We start from the raw sequence: 18,241 nt of genomic DNA, 5'->3' as shown, positions 1-18,241 counted from the left end.
TCGATGACGACAGCGACCGCGAGGGAACAGCCCCGCAGGCGCGGGGACGACAGGCCGTGACCAGCGGCTTTGTCAGGCGAGATGGTGGTTTTTACTTACTTCCCAGAACTCCGACATAACTCGTATCTCTTCACGCATGGATGGCGCCGATCTGTCTGTGCGGGTGTGGGCTTGATCGGTTAGCGACGGCCGTACTTACGGCGTTGAGCGGCCTTGCTCCAGTTCTGTTTCGGAGGCTTGGGCTGGCGGTCGGTTCCCGGGTGGGTGGTTTGAGGGGCTGGGCGGTGGAGGAGGGTGAGTCCTTCGTGGTCGGTGGGATGCCAGGCGTGGTTGTGAGTGCGGAAGGTGAAGCCTTGTTCGGTGTCGGTTTGGTGGACGAGGAGGGCGCGGCCTTGGTTGGCGTACTGGCGGACTTCGTCCCACAGGTGGTCGCGGATGCGGGCGCTGGGGGAGCCGAGGAAGACGCCGGGGGAGATTTCCAGGAGCCAGCGAGTGAGGAATCCGCGCAGGCCGGCGGGGCAGTTAGCGAGGATGATGACGGTCACCACAGCGCCTCGTCACTGTAGTTTCGGCCGCTTTCGAGGTGGGCGTCTCCGTCGGACTGCAGGGCCACGCGGTCCTGGTGGTCGCTGGTGTCGTCGTGGTGGAGGAGGGTTTTGATGTCGTTGACGCAGCGGTCGAGGAGGTTGGTGTCCTTGATGCGATTGCGCAGGGCTCGGCGGGTGCGGGAGGCCACGTCGTCGGGGCCGTCGGCGGCGGCGTCGAAGGCTGCGGGGATAGCGATGTCGGTTTTGTAGAGGTCGGCGATGTCCAGGACGAAGGAGCGTTCGTGGCCGGAGTGGACGAAGCCCAGGGCGGGGGAGCAGCCCAGGGCGGTCACGACGGCATGGGCGATGCCGTACATACACTGCGCGGCAGCGGTGACGGCCTGGTTGGGGGCGTCGCCTGCGGCGAAGTTGTCGCGGTGGTAGTCGCGGCGCTTCCAGGGGACGCCGGTGCGGGCGGATTCGCGGCGGTAGCAGTCCTTGAGACGGCGGCCTTCCATGGACAGCATGTCCTGACGGGTGCGTCCGGCGGGGTCTTCGTCGGGGAAGCGCAGGCGGTGCATGGCCCGGGCCACCTTCAGCCGGGTGCGTCGGTTGGCCCAGGTGCTGGCCTGGGCTTCGGCCAGGGCGGAGGAGCGGGTCAGGGCGCGGCCGCCTGCGTAGTAGCGCACGCCGTGCTCGCCCACCCAGGCCACGCCGGCTCCGCACTCGCCCAGCACGGACATGGCCTGGTGGGTGACGCGGGTGCCGGGGCCGAGCAGGAGGGTGCCGATGGTGGCGGCGGGGATGTGCGTGGTGCCGTCCGCGTCGGTCGTGGTGATGGCGTTGTCGTCGCGGTGTACGGTGCACCGCTCCAGGTAGATGAAAGAGAGCCGGTCGCCGACGCGGGCCAGCTCTCGGGGGGTCGAGGTACTGCGGCGGCTGACGGTGCTCATCGTCCGCCTGCCGCGGCCAGCGTCATGAGGCCGCAGCCGTACGCTTTGGATTTGTCCAGGCCGTGGGTGAGGGTGCGGCGGAAGGCGTCGGTGTTGGTGATGCGCAGGCGGCCGTCGAAGGCGACCCGGGTGAAGCAGACGTCCTGCCCGGCCTGCTGGGCCGGGGGGCGGCGGAACTGGAGCGGCTGCTGGTCGCGCACGATCAGCTCGTACGCGTCTCCATACTGCGTCAGTTGGCGGTCGGCGGGCTTGGGGAGCACTTTGAAGCCTGCCTTCTCCTGGCGCTTGAGGAGCCACTGCATCTGGTAGCGCGGGGAGACGTGAGCAGCGCGTTTGGTCCGGGCACCCGGTGCGTCCTGGGGCAGGCGGATGTGGCGGACGGGGTTGGCGATCAGCTGGCTACCCCAGATGTCCCCGGCTGCCAGGCCAGGGCGTCTAGGAACTGTCCGTAGGCGAACGTGGTCCACCTGGGCCTTCCCAGGGTGGGTCAGTCGGCTTGTTCGATGAGGTGAGTTAGGTCCAGGCGGGTGGGGCTGACGATGAAGGGGGCGGTTTCCGGGGCAGTGGTGCGGTCGACGCGCCACAGGATGCGTGGGCCTTGGCCGTCGCGGGGCGGGCGGTCGGGGAAGCCCATACTGACGGCACGCGCACCCCTTCGGGTGCGACTCGGTCGCCCGGCGTGATGGCCTTGCCCCACGTACAGCAAGGCGCCGTAAAAGGTGCCTTGGCTCACGTACGGCAAAGCACCGTAAACGGCGGTGCGCTGTTGGCGAGACCTGTAGCGGCAGGGTTTCTCCGCGGGGGTTAAAGGAGTCTGTGTTCACCGTCGATCCCATGCCTAGGCTCAGCGGAGTTGCGGCGCGCGGGCTCGTCGAGGTGTGTCAGCGCGATAGCGCGGATGGCGGTGATTGCCTCCGGGGCGAGCTTGTACAAGATCTGTATGGCGTGGTGCCAGACCGGCGTGGTCAGGACGTGGTGAAGCGCTTTGGCGGACGCTTCGGGATGAGGAGTCGCTGATGAGGCGCTTTGCGCCAGGTGCTGAATGGCTCGGGTGAAGTGGGTCTTTGTGGTGGGGTCCGACACGGGGTGAGGGTGGGCCGGGAGACGCGCCCAGTGGGTGGCGACCGCGGTGAGTGCGGAAGCTCGGAGGAGTGGTCCGGTGGGCTGATTTGCTACCCGCAGGGCAGTGTGGCTGTCTCCGAGGGTTGCGTGGAGGACCGCGAGGGCGGGGGTGGGGAAGTGTTCGGGCCCACGGCCGGTGAGGTCCTGTGTCAGCCACGTCAGTTCCCACTCGGGGTATTCGCCGGCCTTGACGCGCAGGAATGCGCGCACGAGGACGTCTTCGGGGTGCCAGGAGTGGGGGCTGTGGCGGGATGACTGGTCGCGTGCTCGCTCCAGCAAGGTTTCAAGGAGCTCTCGTGGCGCGGGCGGTAAGTGCTCTGCGGCGGGCAGGATTCCGGCCAGGGGAGACAGCAGGCCGGTGCTTCGGACGGCATGGCTGGTGGCATCGAGGCGCTTGAGAAGCGGGAGGAGCAGTTCGCCGGCCTCGTCGGGGGCATGGGTGGACAGCTCCGTGGCGACGGCGACGCGCACCGCGCGATCGGTGGTGCGCCATGCCGCCCGCGCTGCGGCTCTGCGCGGCTGCGGGTGCTTTTCGATGAGGCGGACGGCGGCCTGTACCTCGCCGGCGCTTGCCAGCGCCTGCGCCGCAAAAGGCCAGTGATGGCTGGTGGTGGCCGCGTGGGCTGCTTCCTGCGCGTGGCGGCGGGCCGTGGCGAGGTGGTGTGTGTCGCTGTACGCCAGGGCTAGAGCGGCGTGAAGACGGACGCGGTCGGCGGGGTGCTGGGCCAGGTCGGTGAGGGGTTGGATGTCCGCGGCGGTGTCAGCGCGGATGAGGGCGGCTGCCAGGTCGGGGAGCCACATGGGGCTGCGGCCGCTTCCGGGAATGCTGGTGGGCTGGAGTGCCAGGCCCTGCTCCAGGTAATGCTCGGCCTCATCGCTGTTGGCGTTCTCGGCCAGGCGAAGGGCGGTTCCGAAGAGTTCGTGGGATTGCTTGGCGAGCTCGTCCTCGGCCGATGACGGTTCCGCCCGCTCTTGCGGCTCTGCTGGGAGGTGTCTGTCGGCGAGTTGCCGTACGTGGGTGATCCGATCCGGTGGTGCACCGATGTCGCCGAGTGCCTGCGTAAGGAGGGCGAGGGTGTGCCGGAAGCCGAACTCGACGTGGAAGGTGTCCGCCGGCGTCATGGGGGCAGCGTCCGGGCCCAGGACGTGCTCGAGATGGCGGCAGGCGGCGGACACAAGGCGCGCAGCTGGCTCGGGCCGGGAGGGCGCGGCGCATTGGACGGCGATGGCGAGCGTGGCGACGTTTTCCAGGGTGGGCGCATCGGTGAAGACCTCGTGCGCGTGGGCCAGGATGCGGTCCACGAGGCGTTCGGCGCGGTCGGGGGCCGCGCAGGCCACCGTCTGCCAGAGCTGGATCGCGCAGGTTGCGGAGTCTGTTTCGGCTGGATCGTCGCAGGCGAGGGTTTCGGCTTGTTCTTCCAGTGTGTCCAGGAGTTCGTCGGCCTGCTCAGGGTGGTCCGCTGCCAGCAGGCGGGCGGCCTGCGCCCATGCTTCCAGGCGGGCCGTCCCCACCCCGCGGGTGCGGCGGAGCAGGGCCAGGGCCTCATCCAGGAGGCTCTGGCGGGCGCGGCTGCCGCCCGCAGCACGGACCGTGTCGGCGGGCGCGGCCCAGTACTCTGCGGCCGATCGGCGAGGAACGTTCACCTCATGCGTCGGGTCGTCGGTCGCCGGTAGAGCTGATTCCAGCAGGGCGAGAGCCGCTTGCCCTGCGGCGCCTTCCGCCTCGTCGACGCTGTCACCGAACCTGCCCGCCTCACGCAGCGCCTGATGAGCACACCTGGCTGCCTCCTGGGCGGTGGCAGCGGCTTGGGTGTCACCCATGGTGTGCAGGACGCGTGCCACGCCGGCCAGGTTCAGCGCCTTGTCGACGGCGCGCCCGGCGCTGTTGATCAGGGCGCGGGCCCGTGGCGCGTCGCCGAGCCGGGCGAGGGTCTGTGCCACCGCTGGGGGCAGCGGTCGCACGTGCGGCAGCAGCATCTCCCAGGAGGCGGCGATCGCCGCGGTAGTGCCCAGCGGTGGCACTCGGGCCGTGTGAGCTGAAGCGGCGAGGTCGAGGTGGAGAAGGGCAATGTCCGGCCCGGAGCGGTGAAGGAGGCGGAGTTGGCGGCGGGCGTCGAGAGCCAGGGCTGTGAGGTGTTCGGCGTCACCTTGCGCGTGCAGGAGGCGGGCATAGCCGGTGAGCAGGTAGTTCGGGGTGTCGTGGGGCCAGCCTTCGTCGCCGTATCGGCGGGCCCAATCGTGCAGGGCAGTGGTGCATGTGGCGCGAAAGCTGCGGCCGAGTTCCTGGTGTGCGGTGTCATGGAGTTCTTGGTGGGCCAGCACGAATGTCTGACGTCCCGCCGCTGCCTCTGCTTCGGTGCGTACGTCCAGGGGCAGCAGATCGATGCGGGTGGGAGCCAGGGAACGGCCGGTGACACCCGAGAGTTTGCCGCGCACCTCAGAGGGCGTAACCCCCGCAAGTTCGGCGAGGTCCGCCCCCGTGAGGGCGCCGCGCGCCGCAACGAGTAGGCCCAGCAGATGCTGTCCGAGGCCGGGATCGGTCAAAAGAGCGCGCAACTCGGTCAGCGCGGCATCCCGGATGACGCGCGCGTCAGGGGATTCGGTCAGCGGCCGGACGATGGCAGGGGTGCGCAGTGGGTGGTCCGTCGCCAGCAACCGCGGCACGCGCGGATGGGGGCGCCCTGCGACGATGACGCGCATCTCGCAAGGCGGGTCCTTGGGCAGGAGCCCGGCGATGCCGACCGAACCGGGACCCGCGTCGGCGTCCTCATCGAGTCCGTCGACGATCAGGATGAGACGACGATCATGATTGGCGCATGCCTGGGCCGCTGCTTTATACAGCGGGTCCAGGTTCGGTTGCTCCAGGTCCATGCGCGGGCGCCATTTGCCATCGACGGCGGCGGCCAGCTGACTCGTGACTGCGCGGACGAAGCCGTCACGGCGGTCGGTGCCCAGACGTCCGGCGATGAAGTAGTGCGCGACATCGACTCCGGCGGGCAGGCGACGGGCGATGAACCAGGAGAGGAGCCCTGTTTTACCGGCCCACGGCCCCGCCTGCAACCACAAGTAGTTGGGAGAACCCTTTGAAGCAGTGACGAAGTTCTCCAGGCTGTCCAGTTCCTCATCGCGCCCGACGAAGTCGACGGGCAGGACATCGAGGAGTGCCTGGGAGGCCCCGCGCAGCAGACGGCCTCGGGAGGCCGCGCCCACACGGGAGCCGCGGCCTCCCTTGTTGCTCTGGCTGACCTTCTGCGCGGCTGTGAGCCGGGCAGCCCAGGATGCCTCCGGGATCTGGTGGTAGTGCGGCGATCGACTGGCCGCCTTTTCCTTCAGATCGGGGATGAGCCTCTTCATCACGTACTCGACGTATTCCCGCTTCACCGGGGGGTTCTTGTTCAGCCAGGCCGTGAGCGTGGGTTTGATCAAGGTGATACCGCTTGCGGCGGCGTCACGAATCAACTTCGGGTAGCCCAGCTTTCTGTGACCACCCGCGGCCTCGTACAGCGCCTTCAAATCGCTCATGAACGTCGGTACCTCCCCGGCACCGCCATCCTCATCGTCTGCGGAAGAGTTCGCTGAACGCATCTTCATTTGCCCCCTGACCAGGTTCTATGCGGCTTTCCCGGCTTCGCGAAGTCTGCTGAACGCCCTCGGGAAGGTGGATACCTGTGGGACCGCGCCGGGGGAGAAGACCTCTGGCTGCCGACCCCGAGGGGGACTTGCATGTCCGTTCTGCACATTGCCGTCGAGCCCGTCTTCCGGGCGGGTGTCGTTCTTTCCGCCGTCACGGCTTTCGTCTACTGCGTGGCGGTCGTGACGGTGGCGGCTTCGTCCGTCCTCTTTCGCACCCCGCAGCGTCGGCGCGATGCCCGGGCGACCCTGCGCATCCTGATGCGGCGTCGTGGAGGGCGGTGAGGTGTATCGGGCTGGTCCTGACGAGGACGCAGGGCGTAGCCTCGGCCTCTGTTGGGCTTCCCGCAGACCTGCGGGGATGGCTCCCGTTAGGAGCACTGCGTCCTTCTCCTCCTGCGTGTGCGGGGATGGCCGGCGAGCCGGGAGCCCGGCTCGCCGCACGCACCGTTCCCGTACGGGTCATGAAGCAACCCGTACGGGTCATGAAGCAAGCTGCGGTGTGCCCGCGCGCTGCGGCGCTGCTGTCGGCGGTGTCGATGGTGTCGGGTCAGCGGGTCAGGATGAGGCCGCAGCTGTAGGCGCGGGCATGGCCGAGGCCGTTGGCCAGGGCCTCGACGAGGGTGTCGGGGTCGGTGACCGTGAGCGTGCCGCGGATCTCGGCCCGGCCGATACGGACGCGTTTGTTGCGGTGGGCGCTGGAGACGGTCGGCAGCATGCGGATCCCGAGGGTCGCGGGGTCGGCGGTCGCGCCGATGCGGACGACGCCACCCTGGGCCGTCTTGGGCTCGCCGGCGGGCTGAAGGCGCCGGGTGAACCACCGTTTCACATGCTCGGGCGTGGTGTGCGCGGTGCGGGTGCCCCGGACCCCTTCGGAGACGGGCTTGCCCGGCGGCTTGCTGCGCGTGGGGTTGACGACCGTCCTGAAGGCTACGGGCTCGCCCGCGGTGAAGGTGCGGTCGACGGTGATGAGGTGCGGCGCGGTGGTGAAAGCCGCGCGCGGGATACGAGACCAGTCCCCGGGGACCCGGGACTGGACGACCAGGACGAGTGCGGCGGCTTTCAGATCCACCGACCAGGTGGACAGGACACCCATGTCGGCGCGCGCGCCTGGGGCGCCGTCCTCGACCCAGCCGCGGAACCCGCTCATGACGGTCCGGTGCATCTCCTGGGCGTCGATCAGGGACTTGGCGACCAGCGGATGACGGGCGTCGAGGGAGAGGACGGAGTGGGTGGCGACGAAGCGGGCCGTCGAGGCCCGGGTGCTGGTCACGGGATGATGTCCCATTCGGTGGCGGTCGGTGCGATGGTGATGCGCGTACGGGTCTCCCAGCGGGTGGCGTGCGAGCGGCGGTCAGGGTCGAAACTGACGGGCTGGTCGTTGATCTGCAGGGCGCCACGGGTGCCGGAGGGGGCCTGGATCCACGCCCAGGGGCGTCGGCCCGAGGTGTCTTCGCCCTGCGGGCCGGGCAGCAGGCGTTTGCCGGCGAACGCCGTGGCGATGGTGCCGGGCAGGATCTCCGCGGCCAGGGTGCCGGAGGGCGGGCAGGACTTGCGGCCGAGCCACAGCAGCCGCTTGGGGTGCTCCAGGGCGTGGGCGATGTCCTCCAGCAGACTCCGGTCGGGGTGGTGCAGGGCGGCGACGAACGCGGCGTCCGACAGGTACCAGCGTTCGGTGATCATCGCGGTGCGGGCCAGTTCGGCGGAGACGAGGGTTCCGGAGACGGGATCCTGGGTGATCTTCTTCGGCGCTCCGTACCACCGGGCGAGTTCGTGGTGGCCGAAGCCGGGTCCTTCGGCGCTCTCCATGCTCCCCGCGAGGGCGGCGGCCCGGCGGTGGTCGGTGATGACGTCACGTGGCCGCAGCGGGAACCGCCCGGCGCCGACCGTGTGATAGTCGCGCACCGGGGTGCCGGGGTGGTCGGCCCGGACCCCGAAGGTGAGGGCGGCGAGGTCGTCCACCGGATCCGTCCGTTCCCGGCCGAGAGCTGCCGCGCACAGGCCGATGACGGCGGACTTGGTGGGGCGGCTGTGGGTGTCGCGGTGCGAGAACCGGGAGGCCACCCCCCAGGACTGCAGGGGGGCGGCCAGGCGTACGAGCAGGACGTGTCCGGTCACGCCGTGAGCTCCTCGATGCCGGTCACGGCCGTCACACTGGTGTCGTCGAGGGTGTGGAGGAGTTCGTCGATCTGCGGGTCGTAGGTCAGCACACGTCCGGCGCTGATGTCGGGCCGGCGTCGGCTGACGAAGGCGTGGTGCTTCAGCAACCGTTTGACCGCGGCCGGCCCGGCGGGTCCTTCGCCGCTCTTGTCGAGGGGGCTTTCGTCGATGGGGGCCTGGAAGACGGCCGCGTAGTTGTACGGGCGCTCGCCGTCGAAGGCGAGGACCAGCACAGGCAGGGAGCCGGTGGAGGCGGTGGAGTTCTTCTTCGCCTCGGGGAAGGCTTCGACGAAGGCGGTGACGAACTCCGCCTCCGCCGCCACCGATACCTCCTCCGCTTCCTGCTCGCTCATTCCGGCTGCCTGGAGGTTGCGGCGCAGCCTCCGGCGGTCGAGCACCGCGTGGCGGTAGAACGTGCCCGAGATCAGGGACTGGTAGCCCGTCATTCCGGCGCCCGCGTCGTCGGCCGCTTCGAGAAAGTCCAGCGCGTTCTTCTTGCGGTCCAGCTTTGCGTCGTCGGCAGCGGCGTAGAAGTCGTCGACCTGCTCCGCTTCGTGGACAGTGAAGGCGTGGCTGCTCTGGACCGCTCCGTCGACGTTCGGTGAGTCGGCGATCTCGGCGAGGAAGCGCCCGTACAGAGCGATGTCGATGGCGTCGCGCGGTGCGAGCGCGGTGAGGACCGCGGCGCGGGTCTCGCCCGGCACCGCGGGCAGCTTCGTCTCCGCGGGGTCCTGCTCCGGCTCTTCCGGCACGGCTTCCTTTTCCTTGCGGCCCCTCTTCTTCTTGGCCGCCGCTGCCGCCGCGGCGGTCTGTGCCGCCACGTATTCCTCGGTCCACGCCCGCACAGTCTCAGCGTGCTCGGCGATGTGGGCGGCGATGCGGGTGCCCGCGTCTGCCGGCGCGAACAGCAGCACCCGGGTCAGATTGGCGACGGTCTTCTTGTCGGGCTCCCCGAACTTGAGGCCGGTGGCCTCGATCACCGCGCGTGCGGTGCGGATCGCCTCATCCTGCTGCCAGCCGTGTTCCGAGGCGAGCTCACGTGCGGTGAGCAGCGCCCACTCGCGCGTGCGGATGCCGGTGGCTCGACCGGCCAGGGCGCCGCGCCCGGCGTTGGCACGGTCGCGGGAGTGGATCCGCTCGGCCCGGCGCCGCGCTTGGCTGGTGATCATGTGGCGTTCCACGCCGCCGTAGACGATGGACTTGGGCGCGCCGTTCTCGTCCCGTACGGGGAGCACAGCCACCAGGGTCTCCAGCAGGTGCAGAGAGAGGAACTGGGCGCCGGTGGGTGGCGAGTTGTCGTTCACGTAGTGGAGTCCTTCTCGGGAGAGGAGGCGGCAGGCGCGGCAGTGGAGGGCACGGCGGCAGCCCGAGCCGCAGGGATGTGGAAGGCCACGCCCCACTCGTAGGGGACACGGGCTCTGCGGTCGTGCCACCGGTTGAGGTCGTCGACCAGCCGGGACCAGGAGGGCGGTTGCCGGTCGCAGGCCCGAAGCCGTGCGACGGCGTGCTGCAGATGACGCCACGGGATGCGGCGACTGGAGACGATGCGGTCGATCAGACGGGCGGCGCCCGGGTCATCGGGGCCGCGCCCGTTGCCGCTGCCGATACGGCGCGCCGCGTCACCGAGACTGCCGTAGCCGTAGGCGGGCTGGGAGCGCCCCTGGTGGTAGACCGCGAAGAGAAAGGCGACCTGGGTGTAGACCTCACGCTGCGCTTCGTCGGGGCTGTGCCACAAGGCCCGGAAGTAAGGCTCCCGCTGGATGCGGGGACGTCGAAGCTCGGCGAGGCTGGCGTAGTCGTGGTTGTGGACGAGGCTGGCGAGCCACTTCGTGAGCGCGACGGCGCTTTCACTGGGTTCCGGTTCGGCGCCGGGCCTGGTGGTCATGCGGACTCCCCTCGGAGTTCGGCCGGAGCCTTCGGCTGGGCCAACTCGTCGTCGAACCGTCTCAGGGCGGCGGCCCGGGCCTTGGATCCCTGAGCACTTCTGGGCAGCGAATCGAGCCTTTCGGCCAGGAACCTGCACGCGGTGAGTCTGACGGTCTCCGCATACTCCAACAGCAGGGCCCGCACGTCCTCGCCCAGCGTGGTCTCCTCCATCAGCACATCGAACGGTTCCTCCGTCGCAGCCCAGTGCAGGCCGCCCACGTCGAACCGCGCGATCTGACTGCTTTTGTCGGCCGGTTTGGGGTTCGGGTACGTCACGCGCCACGCCGTGTACGCCGCCTTGTACAGAGCGCCCGCCACGAACTCGGCGATCTGTGAACCCCGGTAAGACGCGAGGTAGAGGCGGGCCTCCAGTCCGGGGGCGAACGGGAACGTCCCATCGACCCAAGCGATGGCGGTCGTCTGCCTGGCGACCAGCCCGACCGCCCACAAGTCGACGCGGCGCGCGGGCTGCTGGCCGGGCTCGGGAGCCACATCCGCGGCCGGAAAAAGCGCCAGCCTCCGGTACAAGGTGCCACCGTCGTTGCTCCCGGCCTGCGAACGGGCCTCGGCCACCGCGGCGTAGAGGGCATGGGCCTGCCGCCAGACCGCCCGGTTCGCCGACGCCCACAGCGGTTTGCTGCTGCCGTCCGCCCGCGTGGCGTACACCGCATCCTGCATGTGCTCGTCCGACAACGACAGGAGCTCACCGGCACCAAGCAGCACCCGGTCCACGAACTCGCCATCAGGGGTCGGGCGCAGCAGGATCGACCGGCCGAGATAGCTGTGCAGATCGGCCGGGCCCGCCACCGCCCGGCCCTTTGGCTTGGTTGTGAATCCCCGTCGCTCCGTACCGACGGTCCACGTACGGTTCAGCTCCCCGGAGGGCCCGTTGACCGGTGCCAGGTTGAGGCGCAGCGTCTCGCCCAGGGTGTCCCCGAGCGCGATGACCCGGATGCGCGTGCCCAGGCGGGCGGCGGCCAGGTTGGTGATGGTGGCACCCAGCGTCTCCTTGCCCGAGATCCTGGCGCGCCCGGCCGGTCCATACACGTGCTGGGTGAGCATGGCCCGGAAGGCAGCGGCGACCGGCAGCGGGCTGGGGTGCTCCAGGTGATGATGGTCGAAGAACTGGTTGTAGTCACCGACCCGTTCGATCACCAGTTGCGCCGGTCCGGCGCCGTACTCGTCGAGGAACGGTGCGAGCAGAGAGTTCTGTCCCAGCGGCTCCGAGGGATGGAACAAATCCCAGACCTCGCTCTCCGGCCGCTGGGCGAGCCACTGTGCAGCCGGCTGGAGAGCATCCTTTTGATCCACCCATGCAGGCCACTGCGCAGCCGACCGCGGATACGTACCGGACGCGTAGCAGATGGCCAGCAGGAACTCGATGACCGCGACCTTCTCACCCGGCGTGCCGCCTTCCACAGTCCGCAGCTCGTCGGCATCGTGGAGCAGGTCCACCAAACTCACATCGATGAGCCGGTCATCCAGAGTCAGTACCGGGATGCACGGGACCTCTCGAGGATCCCATCTGGGCTGAAACCGGCGTGCAGGCGCGGCTCTTGAGTCAGGCACGTTCCGTCATCGCTCCAGTGCTCATAACGGTTGGCTGCTTGAACGGGACAGGACGTTAGCAGGCCGGAGTGCCCTAGAGGGCGGATTCTCTAGATCTATGAACCCCGGTGTAGATGTGGGTAGTTGTGTACCGCGCCTGGGGCCCCGGCTGCGGGCCGAGCTGGGCTCCTCGCCGGACTGCTCTTCGCACGCGCGGGTAGGGTTCCGGCTCACTTGGTGAGGGGCAGCCCCGGTCCGAGCTGCTTGCCGCGCCCGCGGGGATGGTCGTCCCCGCTCCCTCTTCGAGCACCGCACAGTCACTGGCTGCTCCCGCACCCGCGGGGATGGTCCCACGACGCATATCGGGTTCTCGGGGATGAGGCACACGCCTACGACGCCTACATGAGTGTCTACCTGGGCCGGGTGCTGGCCCGGCTGAGTGCGTACCAGGTGCCGGTTGTCGTGCTGCATGCGACGCTGCCGACCGGGCGACAGCAGGAGCTGGCCGCGGCGTACGCGGGCAAGTCGGCTCCACAGGAGGACGGCGCCGCGGTAGGCGAGGGCGCGTACCTGCGGCTGACGGCGGTCGCGCCCGGCGGCACACGGGTGGTGCGATGTCCTGAGCCGTCGGGCCGGGGCACGGACGTATGCGTGGGCCGGCTCGGCGACGGCGTGGACGTTCTGGCCGACCGACTAGAGCGGGAGAGGCATGGCGTGGGATGTGTCCTCGTGATCCGCAACACCGTCCGGGGTGTGCTGGAGACCGGCAGCCTCGTGCGCGGGCGGTTCGACAGCGATGCTGTGACGATGGCGCACTCCGCGTTCGTTGATGTGGAACGTGCGGAGAAGGACCGTGACCTACTGCGCCGCTTCGGACCGCCCGGCAAAGCGGAGGGGCGGCCGGACGCACTCCACATCGTGGTGGCCAGCCAGGTGGCCGAACAGCCCCTCGACGTGGACTTCGACCTACTGGTCAGCGACGTGTGCCCGATCGACCTGCTGCTGCAGCGGATGGGCCGACTCCACCACCGCCAGCGCGGCACAGGCCAGGAGCAGCGGCCCGAGCGGCTGCGCACCGCCCGGTGCTGGCTGACCGGAATGGACTGGGACGCGGCGGTACCGGACCCCGTGCGGGGGGGCGCGGTGTACGGGGCGTATGCGCTGCTGCGGTCGGCGGCGGTGCTGCTGCCTCATCTGAACGACCAGCGGTCTCCGGTGCGGCTGCCGACGGATATCAGCCCGCTCGTTCAGGATGCCTATGGGCAGGAACCGGTCGGGCCCCGTCGTGGCAGGCGGCGATGGAGAAGGCGAAGGGCCTGTTCGAGGCACACCGAGGATCAGGCCGAGTGGGCGTCGGCGTTCCGGCTCGGCGAAGTGGGTTGTCTGGGGCGGCCGTTGATCGGATGGGGGGCGGCGGGAGTCGGTGAAGTCGATGACACCCGGGCGGGACGGGCGCAGGTCCGAGACAGCCGGGAGGGCTTGGAGGTCGTGGTCGTACAGCAGCGCGCGGACGGCTTTCTGATGACCCTTCCGTGGCTGGCGAAGGACGGAAAGGGTCGACAGCGCGGCGGCATCGCTCTGCCGCAGGACCAGGCACCGTCGCCCTTCGCCGGGCGGGTGGCCGCAAGTTGCGGGCTGCGGCTGCCGATGCAGTTCTTCTACGCCCAGACGCTGGAAGCGGCGATCGCGGACCTGGAGCAGCTGTATGTGCCCGCTTGGCAGGGCAAGGAGGCGCGTGGCTGTCTGACCAGCTGATCCTCGCGCTCAATGAGGATTGTCAAACCCGGCTGGCAGGCTTCGAACTTGGCTACAGCCCCGAGAACGGCTTGGAGTGACTCGTGGCTGACATCGACCCTGACGGGGCACGGTATGCCCCGTCAGGGAGATCCCCGCGGGAGCGGGGAGCAGGGTATTGCCGCCCCTTAAATCGGGGCCATCCCTACAAGTGTGGGGAACAGGAATTCAGTTCTGCCGAGCGCATCCCGAGGAGCGCCACTGCGGTGCATGAGCGTAACCGAGACTGTGTGCTTCGCGGTTCACTCAGTCAGCAGCGTCTTGCGAACTCCATTGCGGGCGGCGTTCGTTGCACGCCCATCTGGCCATCGGCAGGCACGCAACGCCGGAGATCGTGCCAGCCAGCGTTGTGGCGGTTGCCCACTTGGTCTGGCCGTCCTCTGGGCCTGCGAGGGGCAGCCATTGCCCCAACAGGAGGGCTAACCAGTACGTGACGACAACACCGATGATCACTAACGCCCAACGTAACCACTGGGTCAATTGACATCCTCCTCTTAAATCGTTCCAATGCTTTCGGCAGCACTGTGGCGGCAGGGGACAGGGGCTGTCAAGTCCCCAGCGTGCAAGCACCGTTGACCCCTTCGCGCCGTGGATGAGAGGCAGCTGCCGTCACAGGCCAGAGCCAACTTCGAGCCCGGAGATGATGCGTGACTGAACTGGATGAGCGCAGCAGTCATCGGTCCTTCAACCTGACCAGTCGGCCCTGGAGCGGAGTCGTGGAGCGCGATAGCTCGCAGGGGAAACAGTCCTTGCGCGAGGTGTTCGCGCGGGCTGGGGAGCTGCGTCGGATGGCCGGTCGCAGCACCAGCCGACCCGGACCGTCCCGGCTGGCAGACCCGCCCCTACACGCCGCTTCTCGACCGCCTGAGCGCAGGCGGCCGATGGTCCTTCCGGCTGACCGCGAACCCCGTGCACACCATCCGCCGTACCAAGGACGAGCCCCGCAAGATCACCGCTCACGTCACCCTCGTGCACCAGATGGGCTGGCTGCTCGATGAGCAACGCCAGCAGCGCTGCGGCTTCCGCATCCTCGAAAAGCCCGAAGAGCGCCGCCTGCTGCCCGACGGCACGACCCACAAGGGCCGACCCCACACCGGCGACCGCTACGAACTTTCGGTCACCGACACCCGCACCCTTTCCTTCGCCAAGTCCCGCGCAGGAGAGGGCGCCCGCCGCAGCGGGCCGGTAACCGTCGTCACCGTCACCTTCGACGGACGGCTGGAGGTCACCGACCCTCATGCCCTGCGCCGCACCCTCACCCAGGGCATCGGCAAGGCCCGAGCTTACGGATGCGGACTGCTCACCCTGGCCCCTCTCACCAGGGACCGGACTCCGGCATGACGTCCGTCGCGAAGCGGCCGCACCTCACGCCCCGGCAGCTCACCCGCACCAGTGAGCGCGTGTCCTTCCTCTACCTCGAACGTTGCATCGTGCACCGCGATGCCAACGCCATCACGGCACAAGACGCGCAAGGCACGAAACACATCCCGGCGGCGACGATTGGCACGCTGCTTTTGGGCCCGGGAACACGCGTCACCCACCAAGCCATGACCGTGCTCGGCGAGACGGGCGCGGCCGTCTGCTGGGTGGGCGAACACGGTGTGCGCTACTACGCCTCCGGCCGCGCTCTCAGCCGCTCCTCGGCCCTGATGGAGGCACAGGCGCGTCAGTGGGCGAACCCGCGCAGCCGCCTTGCGGTGGCCCGCGCGATGTACCGGCTGCGCTTTCCCGACGAGGACCCGGAAGGGCTCACCCGCCAGGAACTTCTGGGTCGGGAAGGACGGCGCGTCAAGGACTGTTACCGCGCGCAGGCCCAGCGCACCGGCATCGCCTGGCGCGGCCGCCGCTACGTGCCCGGCGACTTCAGCAGCGGCGACGCGGTCAACCAGGCCGTGACGGCCGCCGCCCAGTGCATGTACGGCATCGCCCACGCCGTGGTCACCTCCCTGGGATGCAGCCCGGCCCTCGGCTTCGTCCACTCCGGCCACGAACTCTCTTTCGTCCTGGACATCGCCGACCTCTACAAGACGGAGATCGGCATCCCGCTCGCCTTCGACGTAGCCGCCGAGAGCGAGGAGGACGTCGGCCCCCGCACCCGCCGCGCCGTGCGCGACCGCATCAACGAACTGTCGCTCCTCGAACGGTGCGTGGACGACATCCAACGCCTGCTCCTGCCACCCGAAGCAGCCCTGTCCGCTTCCGCGTCCGACGCTGACCGGGACGTGGTCACCCTCCAGAGCGACGCAGGCCAGCAGGTCGCCTCCGGAGTCAACTACGCGGGCAGTAACGGGGCCGAGGACGATTACGGAAACGAACTCTGGTGACTGTCATCGTTCTCACCAACTGCCGCGCCGGTCTGCGTGGGTTCCTCACCCGCTGGCTGTTGGAGATCTCTGCAGGGGTGTTCATCGGCAATCCCTCGGCCCGCATCCGCGACACCCTGTGGAACGAGGTCCAGCAGTACGCCGGTCAGGGCCGCGCCCTCATGGCCCACACCACCAACAACGAGCAAGGTTTCACCTTCCGCACACACGACCACGCATGGCACCCGACCGACCACGAAGGAACCATCCTCATCCGCCGTCCCGACCCCAACGCCCCGGCCGTCAGCCAGCCGTCCTCATCAGGTCCGCCGGCGGGCTGGAGCAAAGCTTCCAAGCGCCGACGCTACGGACGCCAGTAAAGCGAGGGTGTCCCCTTTGGTGAAAATGCCCGAGTTGGAGAAAGTCATCAGAAACGGGGCCTGCGCTTAGAAGACCCCCAGGTCATTCAGTCTGCTCCCCGCGCCCGCGGGGATGGTCCCAACCTGCCCGCGCTCGAAGGCGGGGACGAGCTCTGCTCCCCGCCCGCGGGGATGGTCCCTGTCGTCGCCGGAACCGGCCGGTCGGCAACCACTGCTCCCCGCGTCCGCAGGGATGGTCCCCAGTGCAGTCAAAGCGGTGGGGGGCGCTGTCAAGTGACTCGGTTGAATGACAAAGTGCAGCAGTTCGCCAGTGGCAGACAGGAAAGATCGCTGAAGGGCTGGTGGACGCCGCAGGGGCATGTAAACGTAGACGGCCTTCCCCGAGAACTGCAGTTCAAAGAGGTGGCACCGGTGGTCGTGGACGTGTCCGGCTACCGCACCCGTTTGGCCAGCGACGCGCTTGTGGAGAGTAGCGCGGCCCGTTTCCGCTGAGGCGAGACGTCGTCCCTACTCGCGTGATGCCGAGGCGCGCACGTACGGCACACACCCTGCCCTCGCCCCCCTTGAGGGGCGCCCGTTACTGCAAGGAGATGCCTTTTGGCCCCGGAGCTGACCGTCGGCGACTTGCTGAATGGCCTGTCCGCCGGCGATCGCGACGCGATGATTCGTTTGTGGATCAACCCCTTCGCCCGCACGTCCCGCCGCATCGGCGGCGTGGTCGCCACGCGTGACGATGCCGATCGGCCGGTGGTGTTCGTGGCTGAAGCCAAGGCCACCGAGCTGCTCGCCACCCTGCCGGAGCTGTCCGTCGGTGACCTGCTCGACCGGCTGTCGGTCTGCGACCGTGACGCGGTCGTGCAACTAGCCGTGAACCCTGGTTTTCCGATGGCCCACCGCGCGGGCCCTGTGGTTGCTGTCCGCGATGAGCAGGGCCGTCTGGTGCTGTTGCTCACCGAGCCGGAGGAGGCCGAGCAGTTCGGCCCGCTTCTGCCCGAGGTCGCGGTCGCGCTGGGCTGGCACGCACCCACCCAGGCCCCGCCGCGCTTGCGGCGCGCTGCCCGCCCCGACGGCGGACAGTGAACCACCCCCAAACCTACGGAGGCGCCCCTGCACCCGCACCCTCCCTCTGACTCCTCCCACCCGCTCTCGCCGGATCCGGTGCGCTGGGTCACCCCGCGCCATCTGGCGGGGGACGATGACGTTCTCGCCGAGCGGATCGGCGAAACGCTGACCGCACTGGGCTGGCGCATGTGGCCAACCGCCCGCGACACCCTGCTGTATGTGAGTCCGGACGCACTGCGCGGCGCCGAATGGATCCTGGCCGCCAGCCCGTTCACGCTCGGCGGCCTACCCGTGGCCCTGCAGATCTCCGCCCGCACCATCGCCGCCAGCGCCGTGGCGCAGTGGAACGCGTACTTCACCACCGGCGTGCCGCACGAGGTCCTGCACGACTTCCTCCTCGCGCTCGACGCCGGCGCGGTGCCCGACACCGGTTTCGCGGAGCCCGAGGTGGTGGTGGCGGCGCTGAGCGCGCAGGGATGGATCCCCGACGTGGACCGCCCTCGCACCGCGGCCACGGATCCCGGGTTCGCCTCGCACGTCTCGCTGGAGATGCTGCCGGACCTGATCGCGGACGCCGACCTGCGGGAGGACCTGCTGGGCTGGCAGGCATGGGCCGAGCCCACCTTCGGCGCCCCCTACCTCTGGTGCGCGAACTTCAGCCCCAGCGTCCCCAACGAGCTGGTCGCCGTCTTCGCCGGCTCGCTCGCCTCCCCGGCACCAGTGGCACGCCACCGCCTGCCCCAGAGCGCCATGAAGCGCCTCACCATCGTGAACCGCGCCTGACAGCGGGGTCCGGCCATCGTGCCGGGCCATGCCGCGTCGTGCGCGTGCCGCGT

At 69.2% G+C, this 18,241-nt stretch carries 17 protein-coding genes and 1 pseudogene; 9 read left to right on the top strand and 9 right to left on the bottom strand.

The window, feature by feature from the left end; translation table 11 throughout:
- Positions 1-179: 179 nt before the first annotated feature.
- The 4 genes from cas2e (GPA10_RS07280) to GPA10_RS41640 are packed head-to-tail and all read right to left on the bottom strand — an operon-like array spanning position 180 to position 6,124.
- Positions 180-545, bottom strand: coding sequence for a type I-E CRISPR-associated endoribonuclease Cas2e (gene cas2e / locus GPA10_RS07280; protein ID WP_058848724.1), 366 nt, complete (start codon positions 543-545; stop codon positions 180-182).
- Positions 542-1,480, bottom strand: a complete 939-nt coding sequence (cas1e, locus tag GPA10_RS07275) for a type I-E CRISPR-associated endonuclease Cas1e (RefSeq protein ID WP_058848568.1) — start codon at positions 1,478-1,480, stop codon at positions 542-544. The genes cas2e (GPA10_RS07280) and cas1e (GPA10_RS07275) overlap by 4 nt, the downstream gene beginning before the upstream one ends.
- On the bottom strand, positions 1,477-2,316 hold the full coding sequence (gene cas6e, locus GPA10_RS07270; protein ID WP_241845040.1) for a type I-E CRISPR-associated protein Cas6/Cse3/CasE: 840 nt from the start codon (positions 2,314-2,316) through the stop codon (positions 1,477-1,479). The genes cas1e (GPA10_RS07275) and cas6e (GPA10_RS07270) overlap by 4 nt, the downstream gene beginning before the upstream one ends.
- A complete protein-coding gene (locus GPA10_RS41640; RefSeq protein WP_198351530.1) occupies positions 2,285-6,124 on the bottom strand; it encodes a P-loop domain-containing protein in 3,840 nt (1,279 codons plus the stop codon). The genes cas6e (GPA10_RS07270) and GPA10_RS41640 overlap by 32 nt, the downstream gene beginning before the upstream one ends.
- A gap of 201 nt (positions 6,125-6,325) precedes the next feature.
- On the opposite strand from GPA10_RS41640, the gene GPA10_RS07260 reads away from it, so the two are divergent.
- Positions 6,326-6,517, top strand: a complete 192-nt coding sequence (locus tag GPA10_RS07260; protein WP_157164754.1) for a hypothetical protein — start codon at positions 6,326-6,328, stop codon at positions 6,515-6,517.
- Between the two features lie 265 nt (positions 6,518-6,782).
- On the opposite strand, the gene GPA10_RS07255 is transcribed toward GPA10_RS07260, so the two are convergent.
- From GPA10_RS07255 to GPA10_RS07235, 5 genes are read right to left on the bottom strand one after another with little or no spacing between them, the layout of a single operon-like run.
- On the bottom strand, positions 6,783-7,505 hold the full coding sequence (locus GPA10_RS07255) for a type I-E CRISPR-associated protein Cas6/Cse3/CasE (RefSeq protein WP_343040478.1): 723 nt from the start codon (positions 7,503-7,505) through the stop codon (positions 6,783-6,785).
- A complete protein-coding gene (gene cas5e / locus GPA10_RS07250) occupies positions 7,502-8,350 on the bottom strand; it encodes a type I-E CRISPR-associated protein Cas5/CasD (RefSeq protein ID WP_058848573.1) in 849 nt (282 codons plus the stop codon). Before cas5e ends, GPA10_RS07255 begins: the two co-directional genes overlap by 4 nt.
- Positions 8,347-9,696 carry a type I-E CRISPR-associated protein Cas7/Cse4/CasC gene (locus GPA10_RS07245; protein ID WP_343040477.1) on the bottom strand — a complete coding sequence of 450 codons (1,350 nt, stop codon included), beginning with the start codon at positions 9,694-9,696 and terminating at the stop codon, positions 8,347-8,349. The genes cas5e and GPA10_RS07245 overlap by 4 nt, the downstream gene beginning before the upstream one ends.
- Positions 9,693-10,277 (bottom strand): type I-E CRISPR-associated protein Cse2/CasB, encoded by a 585-nt coding sequence (casB, locus tag GPA10_RS07240; protein ID WP_157164752.1) that lies wholly within the window; start codon positions 10,275-10,277, stop codon positions 9,693-9,695. The genes GPA10_RS07245 and casB overlap by 4 nt, the downstream gene beginning before the upstream one ends.
- Positions 10,274-11,887 (bottom strand): type I-E CRISPR-associated protein Cse1/CasA, encoded by a 1,614-nt coding sequence (locus GPA10_RS07235; RefSeq protein ID WP_343040476.1) that lies wholly within the window; start codon positions 11,885-11,887, stop codon positions 10,274-10,276. Before GPA10_RS07235 ends, casB begins: the two co-directional genes overlap by 4 nt.
- 381 nt (positions 11,888-12,268) lie before the next feature.
- On the opposite strand from GPA10_RS07235, the gene GPA10_RS07230 reads away from it, so the two are divergent.
- The 8 genes and pseudogenes from GPA10_RS07230 (at position 12,269) to GPA10_RS07200 (ending at position 18,188) form a co-directional block, all read left to right on the top strand.
- Positions 12,269-13,621, top strand: a complete 1,353-nt coding sequence (locus GPA10_RS07230) for a hypothetical protein (protein WP_157164751.1) — start codon at positions 12,269-12,271, stop codon at positions 13,619-13,621.
- Positions 13,582-13,701, top strand: coding sequence for a hypothetical protein (locus GPA10_RS43980; RefSeq protein ID WP_277819666.1), 120 nt, complete (start codon positions 13,582-13,584; stop codon positions 13,699-13,701). Before GPA10_RS07230 ends, GPA10_RS43980 begins: the two co-directional genes overlap by 40 nt.
- Before the next feature lie 745 nt (positions 13,702-14,446).
- A pseudogene (cas6e, locus tag GPA10_RS07225) lies at positions 14,447-15,001 on the top strand (type I-E CRISPR-associated protein Cas6/Cse3/CasE); the annotation flags it as partial.
- Positions 14,998-15,984 (top strand): type I-E CRISPR-associated endonuclease Cas1e, encoded by a 987-nt coding sequence (gene cas1e / locus GPA10_RS07220; protein WP_058848577.1) that lies wholly within the window; start codon positions 14,998-15,000, stop codon positions 15,982-15,984. The pseudogene cas6e (GPA10_RS07225) and the gene cas1e (GPA10_RS07220), both read left to right, overlap by 4 nt.
- Complete coding sequence (cas2e, locus tag GPA10_RS07215) at positions 15,981-16,343, top strand: type I-E CRISPR-associated endoribonuclease Cas2e (RefSeq protein WP_058848578.1); 363 nt, start codon at positions 15,981-15,983, stop codon at positions 16,341-16,343. The genes cas1e (GPA10_RS07220) and cas2e (GPA10_RS07215) overlap by 4 nt, the downstream gene beginning before the upstream one ends.
- 294 nt (positions 16,344-16,637) lie before the next feature.
- Positions 16,638-16,835, top strand: coding sequence for a hypothetical protein (locus GPA10_RS07210; RefSeq protein ID WP_157164750.1), 198 nt, complete (start codon positions 16,638-16,640; stop codon positions 16,833-16,835).
- 105 nt (positions 16,836-16,940) lie between these two features.
- Positions 16,941-17,423, top strand: coding sequence for a hypothetical protein (locus GPA10_RS43600; protein WP_343040474.1), 483 nt, complete (start codon positions 16,941-16,943; stop codon positions 17,421-17,423).
- A 78-nt stretch (positions 17,424-17,501) separates the two neighbouring features.
- Complete coding sequence (locus GPA10_RS07200) at positions 17,502-18,188, top strand: SPDY domain-containing protein (RefSeq protein ID WP_425505683.1); 687 nt, start codon at positions 17,502-17,504, stop codon at positions 18,186-18,188.
- Positions 18,189-18,241 lie beyond the last annotated feature (53 nt).

This window comes from Streptomyces typhae, from assembly GCF_009755605.1.
GTDB classification, from domain to species: domain Bacteria; phylum Actinomycetota; class Actinomycetes; order Streptomycetales; family Streptomycetaceae; genus Streptomyces; species Streptomyces typhae.
This window is presented reverse-complemented; position numbering and strand designations above follow the sequence as displayed.